The sequence below is a fragment of the Candidatus Scalindua japonica genome (genome assembly GCF_002443295.1).
Lineage (GTDB): Bacteria > Planctomycetota > Brocadiia > Brocadiales > Scalinduaceae > Scalindua > Scalindua japonica.
Genome location: NZ_BAOS01000028.1, coordinates 321,657 through 335,331 on the forward strand (window position 1 = coordinate 321,657; position 13,675 = coordinate 335,331).

Sequence of the window (13,675 nt, forward strand, 5' to 3'; positions counted from 1 at the left end):
AAGTAATGGAAAAAATTGGAATTAATGATTTCTCTTGATGCTGACCTTTCGCCGCATAGACCTGTTATGCTTGATGAGGCTATAAGTTTTATTAAGCCGGGTAATGGCGACATTATAGTTGATGCTACAATTGGTGCAGGAGGGCATAGTTGTGAAATATTAAAGAAAATCAAACCTGATGGGCGTCTTATTGGAATAGATAAAGATGCTGAGATACTGAAGATATCAGGTAAATTTCTATCAAAGATAAGTGATTGTTACGAACTGTATCAAGCTGATTTCGATGATTTAGGCTGTGTGCTTGAAAAATTAAGGATTAGTAAGGTCAATGGTATTCTGCTTGACCTGGGAGTTTCTTCATTGCAATTGGATTCTCCGGATCGTGGTTTTAGCTTTAGCAAAGAAGGACCTTTAGATATGAGAATGGATAGAACACAGGGTATAACTGCTGAAGATTTGCTAAAAAGACTTTCTGAAAGAGAAATGGCAGATATTTTCTGGAGATATGGTGAGGAGAGAAGATCCAGGCGTATTGCAAGGGCAATTATGCAGGAGAAGAAACGTGGTGTTGGTATAAAGACAACGACACAATTAGCAAAAATCGTTGAAAAAGCTCTGTACATTCCCGGAAAATATCAAAAGCAAAGAAGGATTCATCCTGCCACTCGTGTATTTCAGGCATTACGAATAGTTGTTAATGAGGAGCTAAAAAGCCTGGAGCATTTTCTAAATAATATCTATGAGTTTCTAACCAGTGGGTCGAGAATTGTTGTAATATCGTTTCATTCTCTTGAGGATCGGCTAGTAAAAATGGCTTTTCGTAAAGAGCAAAATATATCGCGCCTGGAAATTCTGACAAAAAAACCTCTTGTTCCTCTCGATTCTGAGATCAGAGAAAACCCCAGATCCAGAAGCGCTAAACTTCGAGCAGCAGAAAGGACATAACCTATGAAAGTTTGCAGATACGGTTGTATACTCGTCGTTATTTTAATTATGGCAATCTTTACTATGTCGGAAGGTTCGAGAAAAATACAGATTGGATACGATATTACCAGAATGGAATATGAGCTGGCGAGATTGTCAGAAGAGAGCAAAAAGTTGAAATTCAAATCAAATGAATTAAAAAAACCAGAGAAGATATCTATGAAGGTGAAAAATATGAAACTTGATCTGAGTGTTCAACAGGATGAGGATATTGCCGTAGCAAAAGAATCTCATAAGCATTTAGATAAGAAGCTGGAACACAAGATAGAGGCTTAAATTTTTCAAATTTCTAACTCATATAGTTGTTAAGTTAAATAAAATGCAAAAATCAGAAACGATTCCAAAGAGTTTTAAAATAAGGGCAAATATCTTGTGTATCTGTATATTTGTAATTTTTGCAGCCCTTCTCTATCAACTGATTCGTATACAGCTTTTTGATCATAAAAAATATTCTACTTTAGCGTTTTCACAGCAATTTAAAAAACAGGGTATTCCTACAAGAAGGGGGAATGTTTTTGACAGAAGAGGAAAGCCTCTGGCAAAATCAATTCAAGTAAGCTCTGTTTTTGCGGATCCTTTGTCGATAGAGGATACAGGTAAAACTGCTAAGGTTTTATCAAATGTGTTGGGCCTCAAGAAGGCAGATGTTGTTAATTTGTTAAACAAGAAGAAAAGGTTTGTCTGGATAAAAAGAAGAATATCGGATGAACAGGCGGATGTGGTAAGTCAGTTTAATCTTAAAGGTATTGGCTTAAGGCAAGAACACAAAAGGGTCTATCCATATGAAACACTCTGTTCTCAGGTCTTAGGTTTTACCGATGTAGATGAAAATGGAATTGAAGGTATAGAAAAATCCCTTAATCATATTTTTTCCGGAAGTAAAGGTTCAAAGGTAGTAGAAAAAGATGGTTTCCAGCATCAATTTGCCACTTTAAAGGAAAAAACGGTCTCCGCAAAATATGGAAATAGTGTCTATCTAACTATTGATTGTGAGGTTCAGAAAATAGTTGAGGAGGAGCTTGAGAAAGCATGTCAACAGTGGAACCCGAACTCCGCTATTGCTATTGCAATGGACCCTTCTACAGGAGAGGTGTTAGCAATGGCTAATTACCCTACATTTGATCCAAATTTTGTTTGTGATTCAAAAGCGGAAGAGAGGCGTAACAGGGCAATAACTGATTGCTTTGAACCGGGCTCATTGATTAAACCCTTAATTGTAAGTGCCGCACTGGATAGTGGTCTGGTGAAAGAGGATGAAATACTTTTCTGTTATAACGGTGCATATCCAGTAAATGGTGGAAGGAGAGTAATTAGAGACTCTCATTCTTACGGTAATTTAAGTGTAGCTGAGATCATAGTTCATTCGAGCAATATAGGGATGGCACAATTAGGGCAGAGAATAAAGAAGGATAAATTACATAGATATTTGGATGATTTTGCTTTTGGTAAAAAAACAGGAATATCATTACCAGGTGAAGCCAAAGGTATTGTGTGGCCGGTTAAACGATGGTCAGTTGATTCAGAAATGTCTATTTCCTACGGGTATGAGACAACCGTAACTCCAATACAGATGGTGACCGCCTTCTGTTCCATTGCTAATGGTGGAACGTTATTGAAACCGCGAATAATCAGTAAGATAACTGACTATTCAGGTAAAAGGGTGAAAAAAAAATATGATACTCCTCGACGAATCAGGAGAGTAATCTCTCCGGAGATTGCGAGGAAAGTAATGTCTCCAATCCTTGAGGATGTTGTAAATGAAGGTACCGGTAAAAAAGCAAATCTTTCTATGTATAGGGTCGCCGGTAAGACAGGAACGGCTCAGAAATTAATAATGGTTGGTGATGAAATGGAATATTCTAAAAAACACCACATTGGTTCATTTGTAGGGTTTGCGCCTGCGGAGGAACCAAAAATCTGTGTTTTGGTGTCATTAAATGAACCCAAAAAGAAAGATGATAAATATATATACTATGGTGGTTCTGTAGCCGCGCCTGCAGTAAGTAAAATTATAGAAAAAACTCTTAATTATATGGAATTTGGTCCGCAATATGTGCAGTTAGCTCAAAAATAATTTTAGTGGGGAGTAACCTTATTACGAAGGGAGGTGGTATATGGTCAAAAATGCTGGAAGGTAGGTACATCAGTGGGTGATGTATTGATACCCTATGCTGCTCCAATTTTTTGGGGACAGTATAGGGTATCGTTTTTAATTTTTATACTATTATTTTAAAAGGAGAATCCCATGACAACTAAAGAATTAGAGAAACGTAATTTTCTCACTTGGTATAAATATTCTGATAAAAAAGAGTTGGGAAATTCAAAAGAGAAAAACCATGAAGTATGGGAAAGATTGTATAGTGAATGTTCAAATGAAATAGAAGTGATAAACAGAACAAAACAGATGTATGAATCCGTCTCACAACATGAATTAGGTATACAGAAATTTGATCTCTCTTTAAAAATTTCAATATAGTAACTATGGTTTTTTAATGAAATTAAGTACGTTGGTTCACCATTTGAACTCTGTGGAAACATACAACTTTTGTAATACAGATATTACAGGCATTGCCAATGATTCCAGAAAAATAAGGCCTGGTTATCTCTATGTCGCAATTAAGGGATATAAGACGGACGGGCATAATTTCATTAAAGAATCTATTGAATGCGGCGCGCAGGCAATCGTTAGTGAGGAAGTCTTTCCTCTTAATGCAAAGATTCCTCATATAATTGTACGTAACGCTAGAAAAGCGCTCTCCTCTTTGAGTTGTTGTTTCTATAACAACCCATCTCAAAAAATTAATGTTGTTGGTGTAACGGGAACAAATGGTAAAACTACTACTACATTTCTAACAAAATCTATAATTGAAAAAGCAGGATACGAGACAGGATTAATCGGTACTATTAATTATCAAATAGGAAGAAATGTAGTACCTGCGCAGGAGACAACTCCTGAATCAGTTGAGCTACAAAGGCTCATCGCGGAAATGGCAGCAGCAAAGATGAGATTTGCAGTCATGGAAGTATCTTCCCACTCTGCTATGCAGTATAGAATTGAGAATGTTAATTTTAAAACTGCTGTTTTTACCAATATAAGTGCAGAACACATGGATTATCATAAAACAATCTCAAATTATTTAAATGCCAAGGTAGAGTTGTTTAAGAATTTAAAAAAAGACTCTTTTGCTGTACTAAATGCAGATGACAAGTATAGTGAATATTTTGCCGATAGAACAAGAGCTAAAATCTTATGGTATGGAATTAAGAATAATGCTGACATTAAAGCGGATATAGGTAAAGAATCTACAAGTAATATTATGATTATGTTAAATTATGCGGGAAGAGAAATGGATGTGAAAATACCCTTTGTGGGTTTACACAATGTTTACAATGTACTTGCCTCGGCTGCAAGTGCAGTTTCTCTTGGATTTGAACTTGATGCCATAAAATCCGGTATCGAAACCGCCCCTGTTATCCCAGGGAGGTTAGAGAACGTACCTTGTGACCTTGGTTTCAGGGTTGTTGTTGACTATGCCCATACTCCTCATGCTCTGGAAACAGTACTGCACGCATTAAGGAATCTGGTAAAAGGTAGAGTGCTTCTTGTTTTTGGTTGTGGAGGTGATAGGGATAAAGAAAAACGTCCGGAGATGGGAAGAATAGCTGATGAAAACTCTGATATTTTCTGGATCACAAATGATAACCCTCGTTCAGAGGACCCTGTAAATATTATAGATGATATCACTGTGGGAATAAAGTCAGGCCGAGCGTTACATATTCAAACAGATAGATATAAAGCAATAGAAGAAGCTCTTTCTGAGGCAAAAGATGATGATCTGCTGCTTATTGCCGGAAAGGGACATGAAAAATATCAAATAATCAAAGATACCATAATCCCTTTCGATGACAGAGTGGTGGCGATGAAGATACTTTCTGAGAAATCTGATAAAAAGAGTTGTAAATAACAATATTGTTGTACTCTGGTTCCTGTGCCTTTTTTAATGTTCTTATTTGAGAGATAAGTAAATGATGACAAAAAGGCTGAAGATAATTACTATTCTAAATTGCATCTACATAATGCTGAGTTTGTTTTATCCATCATTGACGTTTGGTAATGACCGACCAGGCCAATCATCACCTCTGCCAACTCTTTCTGAGGAGCCTGAACGAGCAGGTAGGAATATTTTGCCTGGAATACCGGATACAACGGAATATTTCTGTTCAGATACATTTTCAAAACCTGCGTATAAACCAGTACCTGATGAGTATCCATATCCTGATAATAATGGTAACTTACTTGACAACTTCATGTATAAGGATTGGTGTGAAAAAACGTTTGACAATGGAAAAGATATATATGAAGCATACAAGGATATAGCTTTCAATATAAAATATACTCCGGAACAGGTAAAGACTGATATCTGGCAGACTCCATGCGAAACCGGTAACTCAAAAAAAGGTGATTGTGAGGATGCCGTATTTCTTTTTTTATCACATTTTTCCTCAATACATAATAACGCCAGAGTTCAATGGGGGTGGGTAATCGACAAAGGCAGTAGGTTTGGGAGGGCACATGTATGGTCTGAACTCACTGGTAAAGCGGGGCGGCAATATATTGTAGAAGGTTTCTCTAAAGGCTGGGATGGAATAATACCGTTGGAAATAGTTGAACAAACCGAATTTAGAAAAACAATATTTACAATTACACACTCAGAGTTCTGTAGATTGTCCCGTCTGGTTTCCAAACCTGATAGTTGGCAGGCATACCAATCTATAATAGATTTATGTACGTCAGCTAATTTTATAGAATCTTATTCCAGAAATTTAAATATTTCGCAAGTCATGGATTCGTGCTTAAATCCGGATTATGGGTTAATTGAATACCTTCTGGATATACAAATAAAGTCATATAAAGATACGATTTCCAATAGATATTCAACCAGACCCAACGTGTCACCCGCTAAAGAAAAAGAAATATCTAACATTTTCAGAAAACTTCACGAGCTTTTTCTAAGATGTCAAAAACAAAAGGAAGAATTTGACCCAAACTTGCAAACTACCTGGTAGAAGTTTAATTAATACCGGCTTAAAAAATCTAAATTGTAGACAATAAGAAAAGTGAATAATATAGAAGTTTCTGATATCTTACAATCAACCTGTGGGAAGTTATTACTGGGTATTCCGGAATCACGCATAACAGGAGTATCAACTGACTCAAGGGGTACAAAAAATGGAGAAATATTTTTTGCCCTCAAGGGTGATAATTATGATGGCCACAAATTTATCAAGCAGGCTATTTCTAATGGTGCTATCGGTGCAGTGATATCAAGTAACCAAGAAGCCATTTATTTATTACTTCAAGAATGTAATGAATGTATTTTAATAGAAGTTGAAGATACATTAAAAGCCTTAGGCGACTTTGCAAAGTTATATCGTAATAGATTGAGGACAAATTTTATTGCTGTGACAGGCAGTAATGGCAAAACAACTACAAAAGATATGATTTATCATGTTCTTAGAAATTTTAACAGCGTTACCAGATCCAGGAAAAGTTTCAATAATTTTATTGGTGTACCGTTAACAATTTTTGAGACGGATATTACCCATGAATTTTGTGTTGTCGAGATGGGTACAAATGCTCCTGGCGAAATTAGAAGGTTATCTGAAATCATATTTCCTGATTTTACTGTCCTAACCAATATATCACACTCGCATCTTGAAGGTCTTGGCAGTATTGAAGGAGTTACAAATGAGAAAGCAGAATTTATCGGAAATATGGCTGAAAATGGGATTTTAATTGCGAATGCAGATGATCACAGGTGTAAACAGATTGCAAACCGTTTTAACGGAAAGGTTATCAGCTTTGGTTTTAATCAAAGCGCTGATATAAAAGCGTCGAACGTTAAACGTAATAATTCAGGTTTTGTTTTTAAGGTAAACAGCGCTAATATTGTCAAATTGCCTGTTTTAGGCAGGCACAATGTCTATAATGCCCTGGCTGTCATGGCTATGTGTAATGCCGTTGGTATTAGTTTGGAAGATATATGTGACAAATTCATTGATTTCGAACCTCCTCCTATGCGGATGGAGAAAAGGATTTACGGTAATATAGTGGTAATAAATGATGGATATAATTCAAACCCTTCGTCCATGTCTGCGGCATTAGAAGAATTCTCTCAATTAACTGTACCGGGAAGAAGGGTACTTGTTTGTGGGGATATGCTGGAGCTGGGTGATTTTGCGGAAAGTCTGCATAGAGAAATTGGTGCGATGATTGTCAGCGCTGATATTGATGTCCTGTTTACAGTCGGCTCTTTTTCCCGCTTTGTAGCAGAAGAAGCAATTGCCAATGGTATGCCGGAAGAGAGAATTCAAAGTCATGAGACCTCGGAAGATGCATCTTCTTACGTTACTTCACAATTAAGAAAAAATGATACCGTACTGATAAAAGGTTCAAGAGGAATGAAGCTTGAGAATGTTGCGCGTAAGATCGAGAGCTATTTCTCAAAGAAAAATGAAAAAAGTTCAGCGTTGTTGAACCTGGTCTGAGACCATAGAATTATCAAGTAGGTTTTCTTAGTATAACATGTGTTTTGGAGAAAAATATTGTTCTATAATCTGATTTATCCTCTTCATGATTATTTTCAGGGTCTTGAGATAATAAGATTTATATCATTTAGAGCTGGTCTTGCTGCTTTAACTGCGTTTTTAGTAAGTTTGCTGGTAGGATCACAAGTTATAAAAATGCTTAAAAGAGGTAAAGTTTCGGAGGATACTTCTAAAACAGATTCTGAAATCTTAAAAGACCTTCATAGTGAGAAAAAAGATGTTCCCACCATGGGCGGCATTATCATATTGATTGCAATAATTATTTCGACCTTACTCTGGTGTAATATTTTTAATATATATGTTTTGTTGGTCCTGTTTACGGCTGTCTGGCTTGGCATTCTTGGTTTTTTTGATGATTATATAAAACTGACACAAAAGCATGCTCCCGGTTTAACCAGTGCATCCAAACTCTTCTTTCAATGTGGATTGGGGCTGATAATTGGTTTAATATTATATTTTCATTTCAAGAATATTGATGAAGGTACAAAACTTGTAATACCATTCTTCAAAGAAGTCAGACCTGATCTTGGAGCGTTTTATGTTTTGATGGTAATGTTTTTCGTAGTAGGTATGTCAAATGCTGTCAATATTGCTGATGGCCTTGACGGATTGGCAATTGGATGTACGGTAATCGCTGGCCTTGCCTTAACTTTAATTACCTACATTGTAGGGAGGATTGACTTTAGTAGCTATTTACAGGTCCCTTATATTGCGGGCGCCGGTGAATTAAGTATTTTCTGCTCTGCATTGGTGGGTGCTGGACTGGGCTTTATGTGGTTTAATTGCTTTCCGGCTCAGGCATTTATGGGCGATGTAGGTTCATTGCCGCTGGGTGGTATACTTGGAGTCGTGGCTATTATTGTGAAGCAGGAGCTTCTTATCTTTTTCATAGGAAGTATATTTATCATCGAATCTGTTTCAGTCTTATTACAGGTATGTGTCTATAAAATCTCAGGTAAGAGACTGTTTCTGTGCGCGCCAATACATCACCACTTTCAATTTAAAGGTTGGGAGGAGACCAAAGTCACAATGAGATTTTTTATAATTGCCGCAATAATGGCGCTGTTTAGTTTGATAACATTAAAATTATGAATGTATTTAGAAATCAACACGCATACGGAAGAGAGATGCAACCTGCGCAGGCTGCGGGTTTCAGCTTTGATGCTATACGTCGTTTAGATCCGGCAAATGTCATAATGTACCTTGTTACGACCTTACTTGTAATAGGAATAATTATGATATACAGTACAAGTTCTGCAAAAATTGTTGATAGCGCTCATTCAATGAATACCACTTTTCTGAGGCATGTTATGTGGGTAGCTATTGCAGTAATAGGTATGCTGATCACGATGAGGCTTGATTATCATTATCTACAAAAATACGGTATGGTGATTTTTGCAATCGCCTTTATTGGGCTGATTGTTGTGCTTATTCCAAAATTCGGCACAGTAACTTATGGTGCCCGCAGGTGGATCAGGTTTGGAAGCTATTTTGGTTATCAACCATCAGAATTTGCTAAACTTGCGATGATAATTTTTATGTCTGGGTATATTACGAAAAACCGGGAAAAAATGTCTACTTTTGCAAGAGGCTTTGTGGTCCCGATTGTATTGATAGGTGTTGTTTCCCTGCTTATTCTAAAAGAGCCGGATTTTGGTACGGCTATGTTTATATCAATGATCTCATTCGTTTTGATAATGGCGGGAGGTACTAGAATAATTTATGTAATCTTTACAATGATTGCTTCAATTCCTCATCTTTATCAGATTATGCACAACATCCCAAAGTATCGACACAACAGACTGTTGGCGTTTCTTGATCCCTGGCAAGACCCTGCAGGAATTGGTTATCAAATTATTCAATCCTGGATTGCGCTTGGTTCCGGGGGGGTGGCTGGACTGGGGTTGGGAGAGAGTCGGCAGAAACTGTTTTTCCTGCCGATGAGTGATAATGATTTTGTCTTTTCGATAATAGGTGAGGAATTCGGATTTATAGGAACAGCATGTGTTGTTATTATGTTTGCAGTATTAACGTGGCAGGGTATAAGGATTTGTAAATCTACACTGGACCCATTTGGCTTTTTCCTTTCATTAGGCATAACTGTTTCACTTGCCTTACAGGCAGCTATAAATATAGCGGTTGTTACCGGATCAATACCGACAAAGGGACTTCCATTACCGTTTATCAGTACGGGAGGCTCATCAATACTATTGTCTATGTTAGGTATAGGAATACTTTTAAATATTGCCAAACAATCAGGAAGATCTGATGCTTCGGCAAGTAACGGTGGGAGTAATAGGAGTATTGATATTTGAATGTTGTCTTTGCTGGCGGAGGTACGGGTGGGCATTTAATGGCAGGCCTCAGTATAGCACAGGAAATTTCATCCAGGCTTCCCGGTGCGCAAATAATTTTCTTTGGTACAAATAAAAAAACCGAGGCAGGATATATAGGAAAGAGTGGCTATGAGTTTAAGCAGATTACGGCATGTAAGCTAACATCGTTTATTCGTTTGCCACTCTTTTTCTTTGTCTCTCTAATCGGGATAATACACTCGTTAGTTAATCTATTAAGAATCAGGCCTGACATAATCATTGGTTTGGGTGGTTACGGTTCCGTATTACCTGTGGTTGCAGCGTATATCACTGGTGTTCCAATTGTTTTGATTGAACAAAATGTTATACCGGGAAGGGCCAATATAAAAATGGCAAGGTGGGCGGATGCAGTTTTGTGCCACTGGGAAAGTTCAAAAAAACGGTTTAAAAGGGGACGCGTCATAGTTACCGGTGTGCCAATAAGGAACGATATTATAGAGCACAAGATGCAGGGGGAAGACAATCCGTTTGGGCTTGGTTTTCAAAAAAAGACGTTATTGATAATGGGTGGCAGCCAGGGTGCTCAGGCTATAAACAAAGTAATGTTACAAAGTATTCCAAGACTTCAGGAATTAGTTCCGGGTTTACAAGTTATACATTTGACCGGAAAATATGGGTGTCAGGAAACAAAGGAAGCTTATAATGGTATGGGGATAAGTTCCTTTGTTTCTGAGTTTTATAATGATATAGGTGCTGCCTATAGATTGTCAGACCTGGTTATCAGCCGTTCAGGTGCAAATACGATTGCAGAGATTACAGCCGTAGGCGTTCCGGTAATCCTGATACCTTATCCGTATGCTACAGACAATCATCAATACTGGAATGCTTATGAATTGTCCAGTGCCGGAGGGGCTATAATTATTAAACAGGAGGAATTAACCTCTGAAAGAGTAATCAAGCTAGTGTCTGATTTGTTAATAAACGATGAAAAGCTGAATAATATGAAGAAAATAAATAAAGGTTTAAGGAAACTTTTTGCTGCAGAAAGGGTTGTTGATCAGATTTATCATGTGATTGAAGAGAAAAAGGCAAAGAAGAAATTGTTTAGCTTTGTCCATCATGTTTAGTGGTTAGAAAAAAATAAGCACGTTTTTTAAAGAAAAGAGTGAAACTTATTTCAAAAGAATATTTTCAGGAAACAGATAGCCATAATAATAATTTCGATCTTATTGATTATGGTAGTGATAATGGAAAATCTGTTTACTTCATTGGTATTGGTGGCGCGGGGATGAGCGCCATAGCAAAGATATTAATAAATGAGGGCTATATTGTCTCTGGATCAGATATGGAGTGTTCTCCTGCAACATATGAGCTTGGGGAATTAGGTGTCAGGATTAATACAAAACAGAATGGAGAAGGCCTTGGTCAAGATACAAATCTGGTGATAACTTCAGCAGCTATCCACGAAAACAATCCGGATCTTAAAAAAGCAAGATCGCTGGGTTTGAGGGTTGTTAAATATTCTGAATTCCTGGGCTCTTTAATGAAGAGAAAATATGGGATTGCTATTAGCGGTACCCATGGTAAAACAACAACAACTGCAATGATTTCCACAATATTAAAAAAGACCGGGCATGAACCTTCTTTTGTAATCGGTGGTAATGTGACAGATATCGGGGGTAATTCTTCTAATGGCAAAGGAGGTTATTTTGTAGCTGAGGCATGTGAATATGATAGGACGTTTCTAAATCTGACACCACAGATAGGTGTAATCACTAATATTGAAGAAGATCATCTGGATTATTATAAAGATATTGATGGGATTACAGACGCTTTTACAGAGTTTGTCTCTCTGGTTCCGGAAGACGGGTTGCTCGTTATAAGCCATGATGATATAAATGTAAGGAAAGTTGTAAAGGATGCGAGGTGCAAGGTTGAAAGTTACTCAATTACTACAGTATCTGATTTTTTCAATAAGGTTACTATTGCCGGGAAGAGAGATTTAAAGACTTATTCCAGTGGTGAAAGAATTAATTGTGAGCCAGGTGCAACATGGCTTGCCGTAGTGACTTATTCTGATAAGGTAGTAAATCATTTCATTGTTTTTAAGAAATCGGAATATTTTGGTGACTTTTGCCTTAAAACACCAGGATTACACAATGTTTCAAATGCGCTTGCTGCAATCTCGGTATGTAATTACTTAGGTTTAAACGGAAAAACCATAAAAAGAGCGTTGGCATCATTTAATGGTGTAAATCGACGTTTTCAAACCAGCAGTAGTAAAAACGGCATTACAATTATTGATGATTTTGCTCATCACCCGACAGCAATCAAAACAACGTTGGCAACTGCAAGGGAGATCTATCCTTTACAACGTATTTGGTGCGTGTTCCAGCCGCATCAACATAATCGTACAAAACTTCTTTTGAGAGACTTTGCCACCGCTCTCACACTCGCCGACAAGGTAATCATTGCTGATATTTATGCTGCAAGAGATTCGGGTATAGCAAGAGAGACCGTCAGCTCACAGGATCTTAAACATGAATTGCAGGCAATGGGCGGTGATGTGGTGTGTATAAAAAATATTTCTGAGATTATCGATAGTTTACGTTTAAGTGTGAAAAGAGATGATATTATCATGGTCCTTGGTGCTGGTGATATCTGGAAAGTTACCAATAGTTTGAAAAATACTCCTGAGTGTAAAATATGATTAGCAGCCCTGACATTATTAACGAAATATTCAGATACGATGTTCCTCTCCGAAAATATACTTCCTTCAAGACTGGGGGAACGGCTGAGATATTTGTAGAACCGTTAGGCACTTCAGAGCTTAAGAAGGTACTCCAGTTCTGTAAAGATGAGCAGAAAAAGGTATATATCTTTGGGAAAGGTACCAACCTCCTTATTAACGATAATGGTGTAAAAGGTGTAGTGATACATTTAGGAGGCATAAATTTTAAAAATGTAGAAAGAGACGGTAGATATGTGCTGTCCGGGGCAGGTGTAAACCTTCCTAAACTTATTCGCACGGTGGCCTTAAGTGGATTTGGAGGGCTGGAGGTGCTGGCGGGAATCCCCGGTACTGTTGGAGGCGCTGTAATGATGAATGCGGGAGGGAAACACGGTAACATAAGTGATACTGTTAGCGCATTGACTACAATGACCCTTGACGGCGATATAATAAAGTATAAGCGTAAAGATGTAGGGTTTGAATATCGTAGGTGTAATCTAAAAAAACAAATAGTAGTTGAAGTGGAATTTCTGTTAAATGAATCTAAGATAGAAGCAGTTCTTGAGAGAATGGATGAGATTTATCATGAAAAACAGGAAACACAACCTTTGGGAACGTTTAATGCTGGAAGTATATTTAAAAATACATCGGAATATAAGGCGGCAGAACTTATTGATATGGCAAATCTCAAAGGTATGAAGGTGGGAAACGCTATTGTTTCTGAAAAACATGCAAATTTCATTGTTAACACCGGGAATGCTACCAGTAGTGATGTGATTGAACTTATAAGGATTATTAAAGAAACCGTCAAGAATAAATATAAGGTTTCTCTGGAAGAAGAAATACATATTTGGTAATTATCTAAATGTTATAATAATTAATTGAGAGACGCAGTAAATCTAAGAATTTAGTTAAAGATACAAGGAAGATATATCATCCTTGTTGACTGAAAATTTTAAAATAATTAGTTCGAAAACCTGAAAATAGTGAATTTTTGTGAACAACTACCGATAATTTCTTATATACAAGCTGGTTC

At 37.2% G+C, this 13,675-nt stretch carries 12 protein-coding genes; all 12 read left to right on the forward strand.

Translation table 11 applies throughout. The features are described 5' to 3' along the window. The first annotated feature begins 24 nt into the window (after positions 1-24). The 12 genes from rsmH to murB all read left to right on the forward strand — a co-directional run bounded on the left by rsmH (position 25) and on the right by murB (position 13,496). A complete protein-coding gene (rsmH, locus tag SCALIN_RS15995; protein ID WP_096895456.1) occupies positions 25-945 on the forward strand; it encodes a 16S rRNA (cytosine(1402)-N(4))-methyltransferase RsmH in 921 nt (306 codons plus the stop codon). A gap of 3 nt (positions 946-948) precedes the next feature. Next, positions 949-1,260, forward strand: coding sequence for a hypothetical protein (locus SCALIN_RS16000; protein WP_096895457.1), 312 nt, complete (start codon positions 949-951; stop codon positions 1,258-1,260). Between the two features lie 43 nt (positions 1,261-1,303). Further along, a complete protein-coding gene (locus SCALIN_RS16005) occupies positions 1,304-3,058 on the forward strand; it encodes a peptidoglycan D,D-transpeptidase FtsI family protein (protein WP_096895458.1) in 1,755 nt (584 codons plus the stop codon). Positions 3,059-3,229: 171 nt separating this feature from the next. Beyond that, the gene (locus tag SCALIN_RS16010) at positions 3,230-3,460 is read left to right on the forward strand and encodes a hypothetical protein (protein WP_096895459.1); all 231 of its coding nucleotides are present in this window, start codon (positions 3,230-3,232) and stop codon (positions 3,458-3,460) included. 16 nt (positions 3,461-3,476) lie between these two features. After that, positions 3,477-4,949, forward strand: coding sequence for a UDP-N-acetylmuramoyl-L-alanyl-D-glutamate--2,6-diaminopimelate ligase (locus SCALIN_RS16015; RefSeq protein WP_096895460.1), 1,473 nt, complete (start codon positions 3,477-3,479; stop codon positions 4,947-4,949). A 61-nt stretch (positions 4,950-5,010) separates the two neighbouring features. Next, positions 5,011-6,051, forward strand: a complete 1,041-nt coding sequence (locus tag SCALIN_RS16020; RefSeq protein ID WP_096895461.1) for a transglutaminase-like domain-containing protein — start codon at positions 5,011-5,013, stop codon at positions 6,049-6,051. A 51-nt stretch (positions 6,052-6,102) separates the two neighbouring features. Further along, complete coding sequence (locus SCALIN_RS16025; protein WP_162532367.1) at positions 6,103-7,533, forward strand: UDP-N-acetylmuramoyl-tripeptide--D-alanyl-D-alanine ligase; 1,431 nt, start codon at positions 6,103-6,105, stop codon at positions 7,531-7,533. A 57-nt stretch (positions 7,534-7,590) separates the two neighbouring features. After that, the gene (gene mraY, locus SCALIN_RS16030) at positions 7,591-8,685 is read left to right on the forward strand and encodes a phospho-N-acetylmuramoyl-pentapeptide-transferase (protein ID WP_096895463.1); all 1,095 of its coding nucleotides are present in this window, start codon (positions 7,591-7,593) and stop codon (positions 8,683-8,685) included. Next, a complete protein-coding gene (ftsW, locus tag SCALIN_RS16035) occupies positions 8,682-9,908 on the forward strand; it encodes a putative lipid II flippase FtsW (RefSeq protein ID WP_096895464.1) in 1,227 nt (408 codons plus the stop codon). The genes mraY and ftsW overlap by 4 nt, the downstream gene beginning before the upstream one ends. Then, on the forward strand, positions 9,905-11,035 hold the full coding sequence (murG, locus tag SCALIN_RS16040) for an undecaprenyldiphospho-muramoylpentapeptide beta-N-acetylglucosaminyltransferase (RefSeq protein ID WP_096895465.1): 1,131 nt from the start codon (positions 9,905-9,907) through the stop codon (positions 11,033-11,035). The genes ftsW and murG overlap by 4 nt, the downstream gene beginning before the upstream one ends. Positions 11,036-11,073: 38 nt before the next feature. After that, positions 11,074-12,618 carry a UDP-N-acetylmuramate--L-alanine ligase gene (gene murC, locus SCALIN_RS16045; RefSeq protein ID WP_230406636.1) on the forward strand — a complete coding sequence of 515 codons (1,545 nt, stop codon included), beginning with the start codon at positions 11,074-11,076 and terminating at the stop codon, positions 12,616-12,618. Next, positions 12,615-13,496, forward strand: a complete 882-nt coding sequence (murB, locus tag SCALIN_RS16050) for a UDP-N-acetylmuramate dehydrogenase (protein WP_096895466.1) — start codon at positions 12,615-12,617, stop codon at positions 13,494-13,496. Before murC ends, murB begins: the two co-directional genes overlap by 4 nt. The last annotated feature ends 179 nt before the right edge of the window (positions 13,497-13,675 follow it).